Below are 20,397 nucleotides of genomic sequence, written 5' to 3' on the forward strand. Positions count from 1 at the left end.
AGAGTTAAGCTCTTAGTTATTACCTTCTTCGAGTTTAGCCTTGATCAGGTCACCAATGTTGGTTGGGCCAGATGCTTCGATGGTCTTCTCTTTCAGGTCTTTAACAGCTGTTTTCTCGTCAGCAAAGTCTTTCGCTTTGATCGACAGGCTGATGACGCGGTTTTTGCGGTCAACACTGATGATCTTGGCTTCAACGGCGTCGCCTTCTTTCAACACGTTCCGGGCATCTTCTACCTTGTCACGTGATATCTCAGAAGCCTTCAATATGCCTTCGATGTCGTCTTGCAGGGTTATGATGGCGCCTTTAGCGTCAACTTCCTTAACGATACCGTTAACAATCGCGCCCTTGTCGTTCTCTGAAGCGTATTCAGCAAACGGATCCATATCCAGCTGCTTAATACCTAAAGAGATACGCTCGCGTTCTGGGTCGATAGACAGGATGGTCGTTTCCAGCTCGTCGCCTTTCTTGTACTTACGTACGGCTTCTTCACCAGATTCGTGCCAGCTGATATCGGACAAATGTACCAGACCGTCAATGCCGCCTTCCAAGCCGATGAAGATGCCGAAGTCAGTGATTGACTTGATCTTACCGGATACCTTGTCGCTCTTATTGAAACGGTTACCGAAGTCTTCCCATGGGTTAACCACGGTCTGCTTGATACCCAAAGAGATACGACGACGTTCTTCATCGATGTCCAGTACCATTACTTCAATATCGTCACCAACCTGAACAACTTTGGATGGGTGGATATTCTTGTTGGTCCAATCCATTTCGGATACGTGAACCAGGCCTTCAACGCCTTCTTCCAGCTCAGCAAAGCAACCGTAATCGGTCAGGTTAGTGACCTTCGCAGTAACTTTAGCATCTTCTGGGTAACGCGCTTTGATATCAACCCATGGATCTTCGCCCAACTGCTTGAGGCCTAAAGATACACGGTTACGCTCGCGGTCAAACTTCAATACTTTAACGTCAATCTCATCGCCCACTTGCACGATTTCGCTCGGATGCTTAATACGCTTCCAGGCCATATCGGTAATGTGCAACAGGCCGTCTACGCCACCCAAGTCAACGAAAGCACCGTAATCGGTCAGGTTCTTAACGATACCCTTAACTTCTTGACCTTCTTGCAGGTTAGCCAGCAATTCTTCACGTTCTGCGCTGTTGCTCGCTTCGAGCACGGCACGACGTGATACAACTACGTTGTTACGACGTTGATCGAGCTTAATAACTTTAAATTCCAGTTCTTTGCCTTCCAAGTGCAAGGTGTCACGCACTGGACGGATATCAACCAAAGAGCCTGGCAGGAATGCACGAACGGATTTAACATCAACGGTGAAACCACCTTTGACCTTACCGTTAATAACACCAATAACCACTTCTTTTGCTTCGTATGCTTTTTCGAGTTCAGCCCATGCTTCAGCGCGCTTGGCTTTTTCGCGAGACAGACGAGTCTCACCAAAACCATCTTCAACCGCTTCCAGCGCAACCAGCACTTCATCGCCGATTTGGATTTCCAACTCGCCCGCATCATTTAAGAATTGAACGCGTGGGATCACACCCTCAGATTTAAGACCTGCGTGAACAGTAATCCAATCCGAGTCGATGCCAACTACAACACCAGTTACAATGGAGCCTGGCTCCATTTCAATCGTTAATAAGCTTTCTTCAAATAGATCAGCAAAAGATTCAGTCATTTATATTAAGTTCCTAAGCTTTAACGCCGCAAATAAATTCATTTACGACTTTACCGCAGTCCAGCTAATGCGGGTCTGTCAACATTACCTGAAAACACCGACGCTGCTGGCCATGTGGTGTTTCAAGGGGATAAAACCTGAGAGACAATGCCATGCATTTACGCTCAAATCAGGGTGGCGTATTATACTGATCGAAAGGCAAAACCCAAGCTTTTTAACGATGTTTCGGGGAGTTTTTTCCCGGTGCCCCGGTTTTTGGCAAGAACGTCTTGGTTCTTTGGGGCTATGACGGGTGCGGCCCACTCTGGTCGAATGGTCGCGAAATAGCGCAAGCCAGCCTAGACTAGGTTGCGTGTGCGCGCCTCGTTTTCGATATAGTCAACCACTTCGACAATCGTCATATTGGTGGTATCGAGCACAATAGCATCGTCTGCCGGGCGCAACGGCGCTATGGCCCGATTTTGATCCCGTTCGTCACGTTCAACGATATCCGTTAGAACGCGCTCAAATTCGACCACATCGCCCTTGGCCTGTAACTGCCGAACCCGGCGCTGGGCGCGTTCGTCGGCAGTCGCGGTCATAAAAATCTTGAGCGGCGCCTTGGTGAAGACCACCGTACCCATATCGCGACCATCAGCAACCAGTCCGGGCAACTCAGCAAAAGCGCGCTGACGCTTCAACAGGGCATCTCGGACCCGATGGTGAGCCGCAACAATAGAGGCATTGATGCCAACCTGCTCTTCGCGAATGTTTTCCGTCACCCGCTCGTCTTCCAGCATAATTTGCGTGCCATTAACGTCTTGGTCAAAGCGTACATCTAGGTGCTCAGCAATGACCGCAACGGCCGAGTCCTGGCTCAATTCAATGCCGTGGTTAGAAGCCGCCAACGCCGTCAGGCGATAGAGGGCACCGGAATCCAAAAAATGCCAACCCAAACGGCCCGCCAAAAGCATACTCACGGTGCCCTTACCGGCACCACCCGGCCCATCGAGGGTTATTACTGGAGTTTCGGTGTTCATGCCTTGTCCTTTTACTTCGGGTTACTTCACTTCTGGCGCGCATTCTTGCCATCTTAACCTCGAATAGCAACCCTTTGGCCGAAACTAACCCGGATATTTTGTTTGCTTAGGGTCTGAACATCGGCACAGGCAGTAACGGCAGGATCAGTCTTTTTGGCGCTCGGCGAGCATCTGAGTAAAGTGATCCCGGGCCGATTTTGCGCGCGTGAACACGGTGTGCAGCAGGTCGCCATCACCCTGTTCGATGGCTTGTTCCAGCATCGTCAAGTCAGCCTGAAAGCGTCGTAAAACGGAGAGCGTAGCGTCTTTATTGGTCAGAAAGATATCGTGCCACATGGTCGGGTCGGAGGCGGCAATGCGCGAAAAATCTCGAAACCCGCCGGCCGCGTATTTAAAAATTTCCCGATTGTCCGATTCACGCGCCAGCGTATCAACCAAGGAAAAGGCCAACAGGTGAGGCAAATGGCTGGTGGCTGCCAGCACCTCATCGTGCCGTTCTACGCTCATTTCCACTACATCGGCACCGATCGCTTGCCAGAGTTGCGTAATCAGCTGAACGGCTGCGGGATCGCTCTCCGGTAGCGGCGTCAGAATATGCATGTGGCGATCGAACAGATCTGCTCTGGCGGCGGCTACGCCACTCTGCTCCGCACCAGCAATGGGATGTCCGGGCACAAAACAGCCTGGGAGAATGCCTAGGCGCGCGCGCACGGCGCGGACGACCTCACCCTTAACACTGCCGACGTCGGTTAACACCTGGAGCGAACCGATGAGGGGCTTGATATCGTCAATAACGTCACCGATGGCCATCACCGGCACTGCCAGCACCACGACATCAACCCGAGGCAAGTCGGCCAGATCGGTCACAGCCTGATCCAAGACCCCCAATGCGACCGCTTGGTCGGCCACGCCCAACGAGCGATCATGGCCCAGCACGAACACCGACCTGTCGTTGAGCCCCTGTGCTCGAATGGCTTTGCCAAAGGAGGCGCCAATCAGACCCAGGCCGATAATGAGGATGTTCAGTGGTTCGGTCATTCACTTACTCCCGGTCGCACAATGGACCGCTTGAGCCTAATGGGCAGCACCATGCTTTACAGCACACCCTTGGGGTAGGATCCGAGGACTTTTACATCGACTGCCGTCTTCTTTAGGACTTCCATAGCTTCGATCACCGTTGGGTCGCTGATATGCCCGACAAAGTCGATAAAGAACACATAGGTCCAGTTACCCGATAAAGACGGGCGAGACTCCAATCGAGTCATATCAATCCCAAAATCATTGAACGACTTTAACAGATGATAGAGCGCGCCGGGCTCATTGCGCATCGAAACCACCAGCGACGTCTTATCGCCACCCGACAGACCGACGTTCTGAGTGCCAATAATCAGGAAGCGGGTCGAGTTATCGGGCGAATCTTCTATTTTGGTCTCAATAATCTCCAGGTCATAGAGTTCAGACGCCATCTCACCGGCGATCGCTGCCGAGCTCCATTCGCCCTTTACCCGCTTCGCCGCTTCCGCGTTGCTGCTCACGGCGATCCGCTCTGCCAGTGGCATATGGGCGTCCAACCACTTACGACACTGAGCCAGTGACTGTTGATGACTGTAGACCCGGGTAATCTTATCGAGTCGAGTATTGGGACCGGCCATCAGATGATGGTGAATGCGCAACTCGACTTCACCACAGATCTTGAGGTTTGATGACATAAAGGTATCGAGGGTATGGTTCACCACGCCCTCGGTGGAGTTTTCGATGGGCACCACGCCGTATTGCACGGCGCCGGCCTCGACCTCGCGAAACACCTCATCAATCGCCGGCATGGGCTTGGTAATCACCCATTGACCGAAATGCTTTTTAGCCGCCTGTTGGGTAAAGGTCCCTTCGGGGCCTAGATAAGCCACTTCGAGCGGCTTTTCCAGTGCCAGACAGGCCGACATGATTTCGCGAAACAGACGCGCCATGTCCTCATTGCCCAGGGGCCCTGGGTTACGCTCCATCACCTGACTGAGTACCTGTGCCTCGCGCTCCGGCCGATAAAAGACGGCACTGCCTGGATCCGCCTGCAACTTAACCGCTGCCACGCGCATGGCGCATTCGGCCCGTTGCGATATCAAAGCGACCATTTCGGTATCGAGCCGATCGATTTCTATGCGAAGCTTTTTAAGCTCGGCTTCTTCGTTACCAGGAAGGATTGGGGTCTTATTATCGGTCATAGTTATTCTCAAATAGGTGGCGGAACTCGACGGGTGCCTGCGCGGGCGCCTGAACAATAAGCGAATCGTTAGGATAAAAAAAAGGTATCGCTATTATAGAGCGATTGTCAGCGCCGCGCATATCCAACAGGTTATGGGTATAGGGGGCTCCGCAAAGGCGATGTAATATGGCTTCGGCGGCGGCAAGCACCGCCGAAGTTGGTTGGCTGATGACGGCCGACAGCAACGTCGGCCCAGGGCAAAGATTATCGACTTGCGCAGCCACGTTCAGCGCCATACGACACTCCGATTACTAGGCTTCAGGCGACTCGTCATCGGCCGGCGGCTCATCATCGGTATCCACTGGCGATGACTCATCGGCAACATCGGCAACATCGATAGGATCGACACGGTTACCGTCGTCTTCCTCAAACTCCGGTACGTCCTCTGGCTCTTGAATGCGCTCAATACTGACCAGCTTTTCATCTTCTAGCACTCGTATCAGCGTCACACCCTGGGTGTTACGACCTAGGGTCGAGATCTCATCGACCCGGGTCCGCACCAGCGTACCCTGATCACTAATCAACATGACCTCATCGCCTGGAAAGACCTGGGTCGCCGCAACCAGTTTGCCATTGCGCTCACTGGTAACCATTGCGATAACGCCCTTAGTGCCCCGACCCTTGGTTGGGAACTCGGCAATCAGTGACCGCTTACCGAAGCCGCGCTCTGACGCGGTGAGGATCGAACCGTTTTCCTGGGGCACGATCAACGAAATTACCTTCTGGTCTGCGCCCAGGCTAATGCCTCGCACTCCCCGCGCAGACCGGCCCATGGCTCGGACATGCGCTTCTTTAAAACGCACAACCTTGCCGGCATCAGACAACAACATGACTTCCCGCTCGCCATCGGTTAGGGCTACGCCCACCAGATGGTCGCCGTCATCCAGAGACAGCGCGATCAGACCGCTACTACGCGGACGCGAGAAAGCATCTAAAGAGGTTTTCTTCACGGTGCCATTCGAGGTCGCCATAAAGATAAAATGATCAGCATCGTATTCACGAATCGGCAAAATAGCTGTGACTCGCTCATCAGGGTCGAGCGGCAACAGATTGACCATCGGCCGACCCTTGGCGGCACGACTGGCCTGGGGGATATCAAACACCCGCAGCCAGTAAACCTTACCCTTGTCGGTAAAACACAGGATGGTGTCGTGCGTACTGGCGACCATCAGATGCTCAATAAAGTCTTCATCTTTCAATGATGAGGCTGAGCGCCCCTTGCCGCCACGCTTTTGCGCTTCATAATCGGACAAGGGCTGAGTTTTGGCGTAACCGGCGCGAGACAGGGTCACGACCATATCTTCTTCGGTGATCAGATCTTCCATCGAGAAGTCTTGCCGACTGGCGATAATTTCTGTTTTGCGCTCGTCGCCGAATTCTTCCTTAACCAGCTCCAAATCCTCGCGAATAATCTCCATCAAACGCTCGTAGCTGCCGAGAATGCGCAGATATTCGCCGATATCGTTGATAATTTGCTTATATTCGCCAATTAACTTGTCGTGCTCCAAACCGGTTAGCTTCTGCAAGCGCATATCCAAAACCTGCTGAGCTTGCTCAGGCGATAAATAATAACGCTCGTCACGGACACCAAAGGCCTCGTCCAGGTCTTCAGGTCGGCAGACGTCGGCGCCAGCGCGTTCGAGCATGGTCGAGACATCGCCCAATATCCAACTGCGTGACAACATACGCTCTTTGGCTTCGGCACCTGTTGCTGATTCGCGAATCAGGCTGATCATTTCATCGATGTTGGCCAGCGCGATGGCCAGGCCCTCGAGTATATGGCCGCGTTGGCGGGCTTTACGCAGTTCAAAGACGGTACGACGGGTAACGACTTCTCGCCGGTGACGAACAAAGGCTTCGAGCAGCTGTTTGAGGTTGAGAATCTTGGGCTGGCCGTCGATCAAGGCCACTATATTGATGCCAAAGACCGTTTCCAGCTGTGTTTGGGCAAACAGATTGTTCAACAGCACGTCACCAGACTCGCCGCGTTTCAAATCGATGGCGATGCGCATGCCGTCTTTGTCGGACTCATCGCGCAGTTCCGAAATGCCTTCAATCTTCTTTTCTTTGACCAGCTCGGCGATCTTTTCGATCAACCGGGCTTTGTTGACCTGATAGGGTATTTCATTAACGATGATACTTTCGCGGCCCGACTTCTCGTTCACCACTATATCGGCTTTGGCCCGAATACGGATCCGACCGCGACCGGTGCGGTAGGCTTCGACTATGCCCAGACGACCATTAATATAGGCACCTGTCGGGAAATCTGGGCCCGGTATATGCTCCATCAAGCCATCGATGTCGATATCCGGATTATCAATCAAGGCCAACGCACCATTGACGACTTCGTTGAGGTTGTGCGGCGGAATATTGGTGGCCATACCGACGGCAATGCCGGATGAGCCATTGACTAACAAATTGGGGGTTCGAGTTGGCATCACGGCCGGAATCATTTCCGTGCCGTCGTAGTTCTCGACGAAATCGACGGTGTCCTTGTCTAGATCCGCCAGCAGGGCATGGGCCATTTTCTGCATACGAATTTCGGTATAACGCATAGCCGCCGGGGAGTCACCGTCGACCGAACCAAAGTTGCCTTGACCATCAACTAGGGTATAGCGCATCGAAAATGGCTGGGCCATACGAACGATGGTGTCGTATACCGCGGTATCACCATGGGGGTGGTACTTACCAATGACATCGCCGACAACACGGGCCGATTTCTTGTAGCCCTTGTTCCAATCGTTGCCCAACACACTCATAGCAAACAAGACTCGACGGTGCACCGGCTTCAAGCCATCACGGACATCGGGTAAGGCACGGCCAACAATAACGCTCATGGCGTAATCGAGATAAGACTGCTTTAGCTCTTCTTCGATGTTGACATTAAGTATCTCTTTGGCTATTTCACCCATGCTGGCTCACTGTCCTTTTTAAATGGCTAAACCGCGTTTCGGCCTGCCTTTATCTTGGTGACTAGGTTGACTGTTTGAAAGGCCGAAATCATACCACAAATCAATAAGATAGACAGGATTGGCGCAGGCATTTCCGTTTCGAACTGGCGAACCGGGACGCTTTTGTCTAGCATAGCGGTTTTGACCCAATAGACAGGATTACCAAGATGCAAAAAATCGATACATTAATCAGCGCACGCTGGGTGATTCCAGTAAACCAACGTCGTGACGTCCTAGACCATCACAGCGTTGCGATTGCCAATGGCGCGATCATCGCCATTTTACCGACATCCGAAGCCGTGGCGCAATACGCCCCGAATGAACATGTCGAGTTGGCCGATCAAGCACTGATTCCGGGGTTTGTGAACACTCATGGACACGCGGCGATGGCCCTGTTCCGGGGCATGGCCGACGACTTGGAACTGATGACCTGGCTAACCGGCCACATTTGGCCGGCGGAGGGTAAGTGGGTCAGTTATGATTTCGTCGCCGATGGCACCCTGCTGGCCGCGGCGGAGATGATTCGCTCCGGCACCACGACCTTTTCCGATAATTACTTCTTCCCGGATGCGTCTGCCAACAGCGTCATCAAGGCCGGAATGCGCGCCCAGCTGTGCTTCCCCATTATCGATTTCCCGACTGCCTGGGCACCGACACCGGATCAACATATCGATCAGGGCTTAAAGGTGATGGAACAGTATCAAAATCACAGCCATATCAAGGTTAATTTTGGCCCTCATGCCCCCTATTCGGTATCCGATGAGCCCTTACTGCGCATCAAGGCCTTGGCTGAACAACATCAGGTCGGTATCCAGATGCACGTCCATGAAACTCAAGGGGAAGTGGACGATGAAGTGGCCAAGCGCGGTAGCCGACCAATTCGTCGACTCAAGGAGTTGGGACTCTTAGGACCAAACTTTCAAGCCGTGCATATGACCGCATTGAGCCCTGAAGACATTGACGACATAGCCGAAACCGGTGCCCATGTGATGCACTGCCCGGAATCCAACCTGAAATTGGCGAGCGGTTTTTGCCCGGTTGACACGCTGCAGAAGCGCGGCATCAATGTCAGCTTGGGCACCGACGGTGCGGCCAGCAACAATGACCTAGACATGCTCGGCGAAATGCGCACCGCGGCCATGCTCGCCAAGGCTGTTGCCCAGAGCGCGGTAGCCTTACCGGCACATGAAGCATTGGCGATGGCGACCATCAATGGTGCCCGTGCACTGGGATGGGATACCCAAATTGGCAGTTTGGAAGTGGGCAAACGCGCAGACATCACCGCTATATCCTTAGCCGACCTGGAATCGCAACCGATCTTCGATCCGGTCTCCCATATTGTCTATACCAGCAGTCGTAATCAGGTGACCTATGTTTGGGTCGATGGCAAGACCTTGCTGAATAACCGTGAACTGACCACACTCGATAAGGACGTGATCATTAAAAACGCCCAGCAGTGGCGCGACAAAATCCAGGCCGACTAGGCCTGCCCACTCGGTCGGACCCCTTGGTCCGACTTGCCCTTCTTGGTTGATTCTACATCCCTACTGGCTCACGCCCAAACCTAACACAGCACAATCCGATCGGCCCTTGTAGCCAGAGTCGACGACCTACCTTAGGGTCCAAAAAACGCCCCCATTCGTACTCAATGACAAATTACTGTGAACTTACCGCCTTTGTCGCCATAATGTGCGCCAAAGTTTTCCCCTTCCCCCTCTCAAGGAGTTATCGGTGCCGATCAACGTTGACCCAGCAGAACTCGCCAAATTTGAAGCCCTTGCCAGCCGTTGGTGGGATCCGGAGTCCGAATTCAAGCCGCTGCATGCGCTTAATCCGGTGCGCATGAATTACCTCGATGGGTACGTCAATGTGGCCGGCCTTAAGGTCGTCGATGTCGGTTGCGGAGGGGGGATTCTGACCGAAACGCTGGCTAAGCGCGGGGGTATCGTCACAGGTATCGACATGACCGATGCGCCGTTGAAGGTCGCGCAGCTGCATGCGCTGGATCAAGGCATAGAACAGCTAACCTATAGGCAGATAACCGCTGAACAATTGGCCACCGAAGAACCGGGCCAATACGATGTTGTCACCTGTATGGAAATGCTCGAACATGTCCCTGACCCCGCCTCGGTGATAGCCGCGGTTCACGCGCTACTCAAACCCGGTGGCTGGGCCTTTTTCTCGACCATCAACCGCAACCCAAAATCGTGGTTATTTGCTGTGGTTGGCGCTGAATATGTCTTGAAACTACTGCCCAAGGGCACCCATGAATTCAAGAAGTTTATTCGTCCGGGCGAACTGTCCAAATGGGCCCGACAAGCTGGGTTAAAAACCATCGATTTTCGTGGCCTGCGCTACAACCCACTGAACAACAGCTTTAAATTAACCGACGATGTCTCGGTTAACTATCTGATGGCCTCACGTAAACCTGAATAGGCGTTACCATGCACATACCGACACTGGCAGAGCTTCAGTCCCTGCCCCTAACCGACGCCCTGAAGGGTAAGGTGATTCTCATTACCGGTGCCGGTGACGGCTTGGGTAAGGCCGCGGCACTCGATTTTTCGGCTCAGGGTGCCGATGTGATTCTGCTCGGTCGCAATCAAGCGAAGCTCGAAGCGACCTATGATGAAATCGAAGCTCTCAACCAAAGCCGACCGATCATCTTTCCCTACGATCTGAACACCCTGATTCCCGATGTTGCGCGTGAAATGGCCTTTGCGATTGAGCAGGAATTCGGTCGACTTGATGGTCTGCTATTAAACGCCGCCGCTCTCGGCAGCAAAATGTCGATTGCTCAATATCCGGAACAGCAATGGCTGGATGTGATCAATACCAACCTCAATAGCAGTTTTTATCTCACCAAGGCAATGTTGCCACTCCTCGAGGCGTCTAGCGCAGGTCGGTTGGTCTTCACCACCTCCAGCGTTGGGCGCCAGGGTCGAGCCTACTGGGGCGCCTATGGCGTGTCTAAATTTGCCACCGAGGGGCTGATGCAGACTCTGGCCGCCGAACTGGGCGCGACCAGCGCAATACGGACCTTTGCCATCAATCCGGGTGCAACCCGAACGGCAATGCGCGCCAGCGCTTATCCGGGCGAAGATCCCGAGTCGGTGCCGACTGCGGCAGCTCATATGCCACTCTATCGATTTTTGATGTCAGACGCCGCCAGTGCCTACAACGGCCAATCAATCAATGCCCATACCTATCTGGCTGACTAAGCAGTGCGTCGCTTGCAGATCCACACTCGGGTCGGGGCGACAAACGGCGAAGGTGGTGATAAAAGCGGCAATAGCTCTCCGCCCCGCCACCAAGAACAGCGCTTAAATATATCTAAACCCTTGTTTTAATTGAATTTAATATTAATGGCACAAAAATAGCTAAGTACCCTTAAGTTCAATTAATGGTACGGTGCGATGACAGCAGGCAATTTTTCAGTACTCAATTTTAACAAGAGCGCTCAAGTGCGCACCGATGCATTGACCGCCGTGGCTGCAAGCTCAATGGTGTCGCTTACGCCGGACCAAATGAAAGATTTTCGCCTTAAATTGCTCAGACATCTGCAAAAAACCATGGAATTGGATCAGGTTATTGAGATTTTTCACCATCACCTGCAGCACCTGTTTCCGGTGTCGGGCATTGAATATACCCATGGCGATAAGTTAATCAATATCCGCTCCGGCGAGATTGCCAAGCATCGCGCCAATTACCTATTATTGATGCGCGCTGTCAACTATGGTGAAATCACCTTTAGTCGCAACAAACGCTTCACTGAAAAAGAATTGGCGTGTATCGAATCCATCATGGATCTGATTATATTTCCGGTGCACAACGCCTTAAAATATAGCGATGCCCTGCTCGCGATGCCGATCGATACGACCACCAGCACCAGCAATCGTGTCGCAGTTGCCCTGACCCATCGACGCAAGATGGCACGCGCCCGCGCTCACGAGGAGCAATTTGTCAGCGTCGTCATGGTCGACGTGGATTACTGCGAAGGCTAGACCCAACCCCTAGCCCAGTGGCGATCGCTAGCGCCCCAAGCTGGTGCGGTGGTTTCGTCGCTCGACCGCCGAGCGCACTGAGATATCACCTCGTCCCCACCCTATCGCCCTAAATGGGCATGATTTTTAGGTACAATAATTGCTCTAGTACCTATTAACTCCCTGCTATACACGCCGTATGAACATTCTATTGATCGATCAAATTGCTAACCGGGCTAAGCCTCTAGAGGCCGCGTTAACAGCGCTTGGACACCAGGTTGTCGTCCGGCCATCGGGCAAGTATACCATTTACCATATGGTGGAAACCTTCCAACCCGACGTGGTCATAGTCGAGGCCGACTCGCCCGACCGCGACACGCTGGAAGATGTCTCCGCAACATCCGATCGTTACCCGCGACCGATTATTTTTTTCGCCACCGATGAAGACGACCAAGTTATCCGCCAATCAATTCAGGCCGGGGTCAGCGCCTATATTGTCGATGGTCTGCAGCCGAGCCGCGTTAAGACCCTGCTCAATGTAGCCATAAGTCGCTTCGAGGAACACCAGCGACTCAAAGGCGAGCTGCGGAAGACTCGCAACGAACTCTCGGATCGAAAAATCATCGACAGGGCCAAAGGCCTGCTGATGAAGCACAAACAATGCGATGAAGACGCCGCCTTCAGTGCGATGCGTAAAATGGCGATGAACAAAAACGTCAGACTGGCCGAAATAGCCCAAGACGTTATCGATTTATTTAGCTGAACACTGCCGATATGGAACCTATGAACCCTATGCTTATATCCCCCACCACCAACCCAGATGCCGTCCATATAGGCTATGTGCCGCTACTTGACTGCGCGCCGTTAATTATCGCGCAAGAGGCCGGCTTCTTTGCCGCCGAAGGTCTTCAGGTCAGCCTGGAGCGCGAATCCAATTGGGCTAGCATTCGCGATAAATTATCGTTTGGCATCCTCGATGCCGCTCATATATTGGCGCCGATGGTCTTGGCCAGTCAGCTGACAGCGACCAATAACGACAGGACAAAAACCTTTAAGACCGCATTGGCGATGGGCTATAACGGCAATGCCATTACCCTATCGAGCCAGATCTACAATCGACTGACGCCTTCCGATGGCGGGTTTCGAGCCATTGCGGCGGCGCTAAAGACCCACCTCAGCCTAACCACTGGGACGTTGAGGGTGGGCACTGTACATCCGCATTCGATGCACACCTATCTGCTCCATCTGTATCTAGATAGTGCCGGCATCGATACTGCTCGGGTAACCATTAAGGTGATTCCGCCGGTCAATATGGTTAAGGCTATGCTGGAGGGCGAGGTAGACCTGTATTGTGTGGGTGAACCCTGGAATACGGCCGCCCAAATCGCCCAGGCCGGGGAGATCATTTGCTACGGCAGCGAGCTATGGGCGCACGCGCCAGAGAAGGTGTTAGGCGTTAACCGGGGTTTCGCTGAAAAACGCCCTGAGGTGCATGAGAAGTTGTTGGCGGCCATCATTCGGGCCTGTCAATGGCTGGAATGCGCCGATCATATTGCCCAGTCTGCACTCTGGATGGCCGGACCAACATATCTCAATTGCTCTTCGGATTTGCTTATCCAGGCGATGCTGAGTCAATGGCACACCCAAAGTAGCACGCATCAACGTAAGGTGTTTTACAGCAATCAGGCCAATGCCCCCTGGCCGGCCCATGCCCGATGGATATTAGAGGCCATGCAGGCCTATAACCAGGTTGACACTACCGAGCTGATCACCTCGCTCCAGGGCCTGTACGATTGGGATACCTACCAACGGGTCATGACCCGCTTAGACTTGCCGGTACCGGAGCGGGAACGCTTTCCAGGCCTGCTGCCCACCATCCTGTGACCCACTTCCGGCTAAGGTAAGGGATCTAAGCATTACTGAGCCAGAGCGATCCATAGGGGGGCAGTGACAGCGTGGCTTGATGGTCGGGAATGGCCTGCCCGGTCAGCAGATCAATCCAGGTGACGCTATCGATCAGATTGATATCGATTAGGGATAACTCGACGGTCTGGTCGCTAACATTGTTTAGGCAGAAAATGCTCTGTCGGCGATCGATACTTTGGCGCCAAATACCGAAGATATGCGGCCCCAATTGCAAGGTAAACTGAGTGGCATTGGGGTGAAAGGCCCGCTGTTGCCTGCGGATCGCTAAGATGGCAATCAAGCGGTTATATACCTGTGCGTGAGTCGACTGCGCATCGCCTAACTGCGCCTCCAATTCGCCGAGATCCCAGCGATGTCGATTGATATGCCGATTGTGCTGGGTATTTTCAAAGCGGGCATAATCGTTACGGGTACCCAACATACTGTGAATATAGATACCCGGTATACCTTCCAGCGCCAGCATGATCACGTGAGCCGCGATAAAGCGTTGCACGCCCCACTTATCGGGCCCGGCATGAGTGCCCTGCAAGGCATCGAACAACGCTATGTTGATCTCATAAGGCCGAGTTGAGCCATCATCCAGGGTGCGCATCGACACTCGGCCACCAAAACCCATCATGGTATTAATCAACCCGTTCAACTCCTTCTCGCTCAACAAGCCTTCGACAGGTCGGAGGCCGATGCCATCGTGCGAGGCCACGAAATTGAAGTAAGCGGTGCCATCTTGGCACGGCGGCATGGTCATCAGCCAACGTTTCAGATGGGTTGAATCGCCGCTGACAAGGGTGTTCACCAATAGGGGTGGCAAGGAGAAGTTATAGATACAGTGGGCTTCATTGGCATTGCCAAAGTAGGTTAGATTTTCCTGATTGGGGATGTTGGTTTCGGTAATGATCACCGCATCGTGACAGGCATGCTCGACCAGCGTGCGTAATAGGCGGATGATCTCATGCGTTTGACGCAAATTAATACAGGCGGTACCGGTCTCTTTCCATAAAAACGCGACCGCATCGAGGCGAAAAATGCGCACGCCCTGATCAAGATAGAGGCGCACGATCTTAACAAATTCAATCAGCACGTCGGGATTGGTAAAGTCCAGATCGACCTGATCAGGACTGAAGGTGCACCAGACGTGTTGCACACCCTGGACTGTCTGGGTTTCGCGCAGCAGCGGCGTTGTTCGGGGACGGACTACCTTGGTTAGATCGGTACTGGGCAGTTCGGTTCTAAAGTAGTCACGCCCGGGTGATTCGCCCTTAATGAATTGATCGAACCAGACACTGCGACTGGAGCAATGGTTAATAACCAGATCGGACATGAGCCTAAAATCAGCCGACAACCGTCGAATATCATGCCAATCGCCGAGCGCCTCATTGACCACCGAGTAATTAATAACGGAAAACCCATCGTCCGAACTGTACGGGTAAAAGGGTAAAATATGGATCGCGTTGAACGCCGCCTTTAGTGGTCCACTGACAAAGGAGTGCAGGGTTTTTAGCGGGGCCTCAGTAACGCTGTAGCCGTTCTTGCGCTCGATGCTATCACCATAGCTAATCAACACGGCGTCGCTTTCATCCCAATGGTTGGTAAAGGGTTTTGGCTCCTGCGTTACATCGTCCAGATTCATCCGGTCGATCAATTCATCCGCCAACTGGTCCGTTGACCGATTAAGGCTGATACCTGAATAGATCACATCGAGCTGATGTTTAAGATTCGCGGTCAATTTTTGCACTAGGTCACTCATCGGTAAAGTCCCTCTATTGGTCTGCCACAAATTCGGCCCGGTCTGCTTCCACTGCAGCGATCAAGCGATCATAGACATCGGGCATGGCGCTCACCACTCGGTTCCAACTGGGAATAAAGGGCCGTTCCATCGGCACTTCGAGAAATTGTTGGCCCGCCGTTATAATGTTTTGAGCAAACATTTCAACGGCTTTTTCCTCCTGGTGTATATCCAGTTTTAAGCCATTCATGATCGCGTCGTTGTTATAGGTCTCGACAAAATCGAGAGCAATTCGATAGTAGGTAGCCTTCACCGAACGAAAGGTTTCCGGACTGAATACGGTGCCATTGGTGGCCAATTTTCGAAACAGCGCCTTAGCGATATCGATGGACATTTTCGACAAACCATTGTCTTCATCGGTCAGGCTCAGGTCCTGATGCTTATGGTCGTAAATATCGGCGATATCGACCTGACAGAGGCGATTATTGGAGTAGTTGCGATACATTTCCGATAACACGCCAATTTCCAAGCCCCAGTCGCTGGGGATCCGTATGTCGGTTAGTACATCTTTGCGGAAGGAAAATTCACCTGCCAAGGGGTAACGAAAGCTATCCATGAAATCGAGGTATTCGATCGGACCCAAGACCCGCTTCAGGGCGCGTAGTAGGGGCGTAACCAACAGCCGGGATACGCGACCATTAATTTTTCCCGCGGCCACACGAGCATAATAGCCCTTACAAAATTCATAGTTGAATTGCGGGTGTGCGACGGGATAGAGCAGCCGAGCCAAGAGGCTGCGGTCATAGGTCAGAATGTCGCAATCGTGCAATGCAATGGACTCCGACTTTCCGGTTGCCAACATATAGCCCATGCAATACCAAACGTTGCGGCCCTTACCCATCTCTCTGGGCGCAACCGATAGGGCTTGCAACTCCTTATCCAACGCCATCAAGCGCGGCCCGTCATGCCACAAGACACGATGATGTTGGGGCAGCTGGGCGAAGAATTGTTCAGTGTGAAAATATTCATCACGATCGGCTCGATCTAAACCAATCACAATCTCCGAGAGGTAGGGCACCTCCTTCAAATGCTTAATGATATTAGGTAGCGCCTCACCTTCCAGCTCGGAAAATAATGACGGTAGGATAAGCCCCATGGGTCGAAAGTGGGAGAAGTGTAGCAGATCGTATTCCAGATCTTCGGTAGCTCGATCGGCCAGATTATGCAGCGTCGTAACAATGCCATTTTGATGAAAATCACCCATAGGGAGCCTCTTAATTCAAGTTAGGTTTAGAGTGTCTATCAATCTGTTTGCAGCAAATACCAGATCGCTTCATTCCAGCCAGCCGGACCCGTTTGCTCGGTTCGATAAACCGACTCACGCGCCAATTGGGGGAACTGGTGACTGGCGGAGCGAACTTGCACTGCCAGATCGGCTATTTCCAACATGGCACTGTCGTTGGCCCCATCGCCCAATGCAATGCTCTGCAAGGCTGTCGCCGGATCTCGCTGCTGCAAAAATGCTTGCAGCCAGAGCACAGCGTTACCCTTGTTGGTGTCCTTGAGAAAGTGGATAAAGCGACCCCCTCGCACCACGCTAATCGCTAGAGCTAGGCAATGTTGGGACAGCTCATTCAGCTGCGCTTGATCGCCCAGCCACAAGCAGGGGTCACTATATTCGCGTTGCTGGGCCCGTTGTGCCGAGGGTCGGTCCAGCCCGGTAAACTGCATCAGACGATCAATACTGAGCTGACTCATGGGCCACAAGCAGCCAGGAAATAGTCGATCCATGGCTTCCAAAATGGGTTGCCAATATGACAGCTGAGGTGCCAAGATCTTCACACAGTAGTCCCCGAGCCTAGGCAGGGTTGCTTGTTCAGCGGCCGATAGATCAAGCACCGGCAGAAACACCGCGGCGCCGTTTTCGACAATAAAGGGGGCATGCAAATCCAGCGCTGTACGTAAAGGCACAATTTCAGCCCGGGTTTTGCTCGAGACCGGTATTACCGGTATATGACGTTGCGCCAGCAACTGCAGAGCGGGTCTTGCGGCGGCAAAACTGTAGCTGTCGTGGTCCAGTAGCGTGCCGTCTAGATCACTAAAGACTAAATAGCTCATAGATCCAAGCCCCGGCCAAGATCGAACCCTAACAGCCCACGCTGATCGTTCAGCTCGATTAAATCATGAGCCTGATTGGGCAACGCACGCAAACAGGACTCGGTGATTCGTTGATAATACTCGATAAAATTTTCCACTTGAGCCCGACTCATAAGCGCGGCCGTGTCTCCGCCGTTGCGATCAAGTTGCTCCGCCAGCCGCTCTTCCTGCTCGATGCGCCACTGTTTCACGCTGTGAAAACCGGGTGCTTTAAGCATTACCAAGCGATCCAGCAGGGCGAATAGCGGTTGATATTCCTCGCTCAGCTGGCGGTTAACATAGAGACGCCAAGCCATGTCGACATCCGCCGTCGCCTCTAAGTGATTCAACGGCCGCGTCAACTCTGACAACGTCTGAGGTTGCGCCCCCACGCACCAACCTTCGAATAGGATGATTTGTACCGGATCTTTGACGGTGCTCCATTGATCTGGAGGGGTGCGATCATCACTCCCCTTGGCAAAGCTGGGGATGGCGACCGGGAGATCATTCATGATCAGCTGCGTCAGCGTTTGCTGTATTAGGCTAGTATCATGGGTGCCGGGCACGCCACGGGTAAGCAAGAGCGGATGGATGGCTTGGCTCAGGGCTTTACGCTGGCTCAGGGTCAAGTAAAAATCGTCGATCGACAATCCAATGGCATGGACGCCATAGTGCTGCTTCAAGCAGTAAACCAGAAAGTCGGTTAGGGTCGACTTGCCAGAGCCCTGGCAGCCATTAATGCCCACCAGCAGGGGCGCACGCGCGCCCCGGGACTGCTTGAATAGGCTCTCCGCGAGCGGCATAAAAACCTCTTGCGCCGTGGTTTCGAACGAGATCGGTAACCGCTGCCGGTGTGCAAAATCTCGAATTAGTTCTGTTATTCCCACCTTGATCGCCTTATAAATACCTATCGTTTTTTTTGCACAATGTATGCCAGCCTAAGAGCGAGCGTTCGCCACGATTCGGGGCAAAACAGGCAAAATACACGCTCACAATTGAGGCGTTACGCTAATTAAGCACCAATTTAGTGCACTGCTTCGATAGGGTCACACATTGCCGGGTCTCGCTAGATGCAACGGCAAGTAGATATAGGGCGACACTAGCCATAACATCCAAACGAGTTTTGGCTGCGATTTTGATTGCTGGGACAGCAGAGGGGTGGTGTGCAAGGGCGATGATAAGGTAATTGCATTAGGCGGGGCGTTGCGCCCCGCTGACTCTGTTTAGGGCTGTAACCAGAACTCGAACTTACCCGGCTCAGTGGCGGGCGACGATCCAACATCCACACTCCATTGCGCCATAAGATAGCCTTTCAGAGCCGAGCGACAGGTCATCGTTAATACCCCGTCGCGCAGACCGAACTCTTGGGCGATGGCATCGGGAAACGGCAAAGCCGGATGCGGTTTGAGCCGAATCTCGGTGATTTGGTTCCACTGTGTGTCGGACTCCATCAACTCGGCAACCTCAGGTTGATCACTTTCGCCGCCAGTGCTTACCACCCGGTTGATGACAAAATCATCAAATTGCTGATTCAACCGATCGTAGGCTCGAACCAACCAGCGGGTACCAGAGTTGATTAGCGCATGCGGCACTATGACCAGTTCCTTACGGCCCTTCATCTCACCATAATATTCAATCGATAAAGACTGGCCTTTATGGATCGCACGCGTTAGGGCGGCCAAGATGTGAATCGAGGGCAAAGGCGACTGGCTGGGCGCTTCGGTGGCGATTTCAGGGTACTTAGGACCGGCGTAGTCATCCCCGAAGCCATGAGTCAATGCAGTCAGCACTTGCGTCGCCGTGTAAGCATATAGCGGTGTAAAGGACTCCTGTGGAATATAGGACTTGATGCCATAGTCATACACCACGTTTTCTGGGGCCAGTTTTTTGTAGAGGGCTATATCACGTGACGCTGACGACTCTTTGAGCCCGAAACGTTTTTGCAAGTCGCTCCGGTTAGCGTGACCTAAAAAATAGAGCCGAAACTCCAGATAGAACAAACGCTCTTGCTGAGGCTGGCTTTGTTCGGTAAGTATTGGTTTAGTCGAATCATTCATCCTGTAGATCTCTGAACCTATTTAATCTTCATGAAGCAACGGTAAAGTTGCAGTACAGGAATGCCCTTCGACTGTATTAAATACAGGTCAACATCCCCCGTTGACTCTTTTTGAATCCTATTTGCTAACCAAAATACTATTGGGTTACCAAAAACTGCAAAATCCTATGCTCTATTAAAGGGTTTCAGCAGCAGAAAAACAAGGTGTCTGTGCATTAAAATTTAACAAAACCGAAAGACAGGTTATTAAAATTCAGAACTTACTTTTCAAAATGAATAACATTCCAACCGCTGAGTTCGTCTGCCGTGAAAGACAATAAAAATCGATCAGTGTACGCCTTCCCCGGATATTTTTGATTTAAGGTACTAATATTCATCGAACCAAAGCTGACCCGATACAGCTTGTCCCGGTTGGCCGCACCCAGACCTAAGTAACTTTTATCGGTCGCGTAATGAACGTCACGGTAGCGTTGCGAGCTTTCGTAATCTGCTAACCATTTGGCCATACGGGTTTGATAAGCACTCAGGCCATAGGACGTATCGACGACGATTAAGACATTGCGCGGATTGGCCGAGTAATAAAGATGAGCGCCCAACAACCCGCCAACTTGCATAGCAAGCGCCAAACCCAGCGCGATTAACTTACCCACT

The 20,397-nt window shown here is 52.5% G+C and carries 17 protein-coding genes; 6 read left to right on the forward strand and 11 right to left on the reverse strand.

Annotated elements, in window-relative coordinates; all coding sequences use genetic code 11:
• Window positions 1-12: 12 nt before the first annotated feature.
• The 5 genes from rpsA to gyrA form a co-directional block, all read right to left on the reverse strand.
• Window positions 13-1,695: a 30S ribosomal protein S1 gene (rpsA, locus tag AC4FIC_RS01130; protein WP_100256660.1), complete on the reverse strand. Its 1,683-nt coding sequence runs from the start codon at window positions 1,693-1,695 to the stop codon at window positions 13-15.
• A 338-nt stretch (window positions 1,696-2,033) separates the two neighbouring features.
• The gene (cmk, locus tag AC4FIC_RS01135; protein ID WP_100256659.1) at window positions 2,034-2,714 is read right to left on the reverse strand and encodes a (d)CMP kinase; all 681 of its coding nucleotides are present in this window, start codon (window positions 2,712-2,714) and stop codon (window positions 2,034-2,036) included.
• Window positions 2,715-2,858: 144 nt separating this feature from the next.
• Window positions 2,859-3,752, reverse strand: coding sequence for a prephenate dehydrogenase/arogenate dehydrogenase family protein (locus AC4FIC_RS01140; RefSeq protein ID WP_100256658.1), 894 nt, complete (start codon window positions 3,750-3,752; stop codon window positions 2,859-2,861).
• A gap of 56 nt (window positions 3,753-3,808) precedes the next feature.
• Window positions 3,809-4,930 carry a prephenate dehydratase gene (pheA, locus tag AC4FIC_RS01145; protein WP_100256657.1) on the reverse strand — a complete coding sequence of 374 codons (1,122 nt, stop codon included), beginning with the start codon at window positions 4,928-4,930 and terminating at the stop codon, window positions 3,809-3,811.
• A 292-nt stretch (window positions 4,931-5,222) separates the two neighbouring features.
• Window positions 5,223-7,883: a DNA gyrase subunit A gene (gyrA, locus tag AC4FIC_RS01150; RefSeq protein ID WP_287419519.1), complete on the reverse strand. Its 2,661-nt coding sequence runs from the start codon at window positions 7,881-7,883 to the stop codon at window positions 5,223-5,225.
• 206 nt (window positions 7,884-8,089) lie between these two features.
• Between gyrA and AC4FIC_RS01155 the strand changes: the two genes are divergently transcribed.
• The 6 genes from AC4FIC_RS01155 to AC4FIC_RS01180 all read left to right on the forward strand — a co-directional run bounded on the left by AC4FIC_RS01155 (window position 8,090) and on the right by AC4FIC_RS01180 (window position 13,789).
• Window positions 8,090-9,406, forward strand: coding sequence for a TRZ/ATZ family hydrolase (locus AC4FIC_RS01155; protein WP_100256654.1), 1,317 nt, complete (start codon window positions 8,090-8,092; stop codon window positions 9,404-9,406).
• Window positions 9,407-9,653: 247 nt separating this feature from the next.
• Complete coding sequence (gene ubiG / locus AC4FIC_RS01160; RefSeq protein ID WP_476194728.1) at window positions 9,654-10,358, forward strand: bifunctional 2-polyprenyl-6-hydroxyphenol methylase/3-demethylubiquinol 3-O-methyltransferase UbiG; 705 nt, start codon at window positions 9,654-9,656, stop codon at window positions 10,356-10,358.
• Between the two features lie 8 nt (window positions 10,359-10,366).
• Window positions 10,367-11,143, forward strand: coding sequence for a YciK family oxidoreductase (locus AC4FIC_RS01165; RefSeq protein ID WP_100256653.1), 777 nt, complete (start codon window positions 10,367-10,369; stop codon window positions 11,141-11,143).
• Between the two features lie 195 nt (window positions 11,144-11,338).
• Window positions 11,339-11,926 carry a hypothetical protein gene (locus AC4FIC_RS01170; protein ID WP_490359363.1) on the forward strand — a complete coding sequence of 196 codons (588 nt, stop codon included), beginning with the start codon at window positions 11,339-11,341 and terminating at the stop codon, window positions 11,924-11,926.
• Window positions 11,927-12,104: 178 nt separating this feature from the next.
• Window positions 12,105-12,668, forward strand: a complete 564-nt coding sequence (locus AC4FIC_RS01175) for an ANTAR domain-containing response regulator (RefSeq protein ID WP_100256651.1) — start codon at window positions 12,105-12,107, stop codon at window positions 12,666-12,668.
• Between the two features lie 29 nt (window positions 12,669-12,697).
• Window positions 12,698-13,789 (forward strand): ABC transporter substrate-binding protein, encoded by a 1,092-nt coding sequence (locus tag AC4FIC_RS01180; protein ID WP_158524302.1) that lies wholly within the window; start codon window positions 12,698-12,700, stop codon window positions 13,787-13,789.
• Window positions 13,790-13,814: 25 nt separating this feature from the next.
• On the opposite strand, the gene AC4FIC_RS01185 is transcribed toward AC4FIC_RS01180, so the two are convergent.
• The 6 genes from AC4FIC_RS01185 to AC4FIC_RS01210 all read right to left on the reverse strand — a co-directional run bounded on the left by AC4FIC_RS01185 (window position 13,815) and on the right by AC4FIC_RS01210 (window position 20,396).
• Window positions 13,815-15,575, reverse strand: a complete 1,761-nt coding sequence (locus tag AC4FIC_RS01185; RefSeq protein WP_100256649.1) for an alpha-amylase family glycosyl hydrolase — start codon at window positions 15,573-15,575, stop codon at window positions 13,815-13,817.
• Window positions 15,576-15,588: 13 nt separating this feature from the next.
• Window positions 15,589-16,818: a glycosyltransferase family protein gene (locus AC4FIC_RS01190; protein WP_100256648.1), complete on the reverse strand. Its 1,230-nt coding sequence runs from the start codon at window positions 16,816-16,818 to the stop codon at window positions 15,589-15,591.
• Between the two features lie 38 nt (window positions 16,819-16,856).
• Entirely contained in the window at window positions 16,857-17,672 is an 816-nt protein-coding gene (locus AC4FIC_RS01195; protein WP_273285801.1) for an HAD-IIB family hydrolase, read from the reverse strand.
• The gene (locus AC4FIC_RS01200) at window positions 17,669-18,577 is read right to left on the reverse strand and encodes a hypothetical protein (protein ID WP_273285802.1); all 909 of its coding nucleotides are present in this window, start codon (window positions 18,575-18,577) and stop codon (window positions 17,669-17,671) included. The genes AC4FIC_RS01195 and AC4FIC_RS01200 overlap by 4 nt, the downstream gene beginning before the upstream one ends.
• 336 nt (window positions 18,578-18,913) lie before the next feature.
• On the reverse strand, window positions 18,914-19,747 hold the full coding sequence (locus AC4FIC_RS01205) for a WYL domain-containing protein (RefSeq protein ID WP_100256645.1): 834 nt from the start codon (window positions 19,745-19,747) through the stop codon (window positions 18,914-18,916).
• A 259-nt stretch (window positions 19,748-20,006) separates the two neighbouring features.
• Window positions 20,007-20,396 (reverse strand): hypothetical protein, encoded by a 390-nt coding sequence (locus tag AC4FIC_RS01210; RefSeq protein WP_145980242.1) that lies wholly within the window; start codon window positions 20,394-20,396, stop codon window positions 20,007-20,009.
• Between the last annotated feature and the right edge of the window lies 1 nt (window position 20,397).

The sequence above is a fragment of the Reinekea sp. genome (genome assembly GCF_982785585.1).

Bases quoted from the DNA above. Each gene is read 5' to 3' on its own strand.
- AC4FIC_RS01165 (WP_100256653.1), top strand. From the start codon at position 10,367: ATGCACATACCGACACTGGCAGAGCTTCAGTCCCTGCCCCTAACCGAC.
- AC4FIC_RS01180 (WP_158524302.1), top strand. From the start codon at position 12,698: ATGCTTATATCCCCCACCACCAACCCAGATGCCGTCCATATAGGCTAT.
- AC4FIC_RS01195 (WP_273285801.1), bottom strand. From the start codon at position 17,672: ATGAGCTATTTAGTCTTTAGTGATCTAGACGGCACGCTACTGGACCAC.
- AC4FIC_RS01175 (WP_100256651.1), top strand. From the start codon at position 12,105: ATGAACATTCTATTGATCGATCAAATTGCTAACCGGGCTAAGCCTCTA.
- cmk (WP_100256659.1), bottom strand. From the start codon at position 2,714: ATGAACACCGAAACTCCAGTAATAACCCTCGATGGGCCGGGTGGTGCC.
- AC4FIC_RS01155 (WP_100256654.1), top strand. From the start codon at position 8,090: ATGCAAAAAATCGATACATTAATCAGCGCACGCTGGGTGATTCCAGTA.
- AC4FIC_RS01170 (WP_490359363.1), top strand. From the start codon at position 11,339: ATGACAGCAGGCAATTTTTCAGTACTCAATTTTAACAAGAGCGCTCAA.
- rpsA (WP_100256660.1), bottom strand. From the start codon at position 1,695: ATGACTGAATCTTTTGCTGATCTATTTGAAGAAAGCTTATTAACGATT.
- AC4FIC_RS01205 (WP_100256645.1), bottom strand. From the start codon at position 19,747: ATGAATGATTCGACTAAACCAATACTTACCGAACAAAGCCAGCCTCAG.
- AC4FIC_RS01190 (WP_100256648.1), bottom strand. From the start codon at position 16,818: ATGGGTGATTTTCATCAAAATGGCATTGTTACGACGCTGCATAATCTG.
- gyrA (WP_287419519.1), bottom strand. From the start codon at position 7,883: ATGGGTGAAATAGCCAAAGAGATACTTAATGTCAACATCGAAGAAGAG.
- AC4FIC_RS01140 (WP_100256658.1), bottom strand. From the start codon at position 3,752: ATGACCGAACCACTGAACATCCTCATTATCGGCCTGGGTCTGATTGGC.
- pheA (WP_100256657.1), bottom strand. From the start codon at position 4,930: ATGACCGATAATAAGACCCCAATCCTTCCTGGTAACGAAGAAGCCGAG.
- AC4FIC_RS01185 (WP_100256649.1), bottom strand. From the start codon at position 15,575: ATGAGTGACCTAGTGCAAAAATTGACCGCGAATCTTAAACATCAGCTC.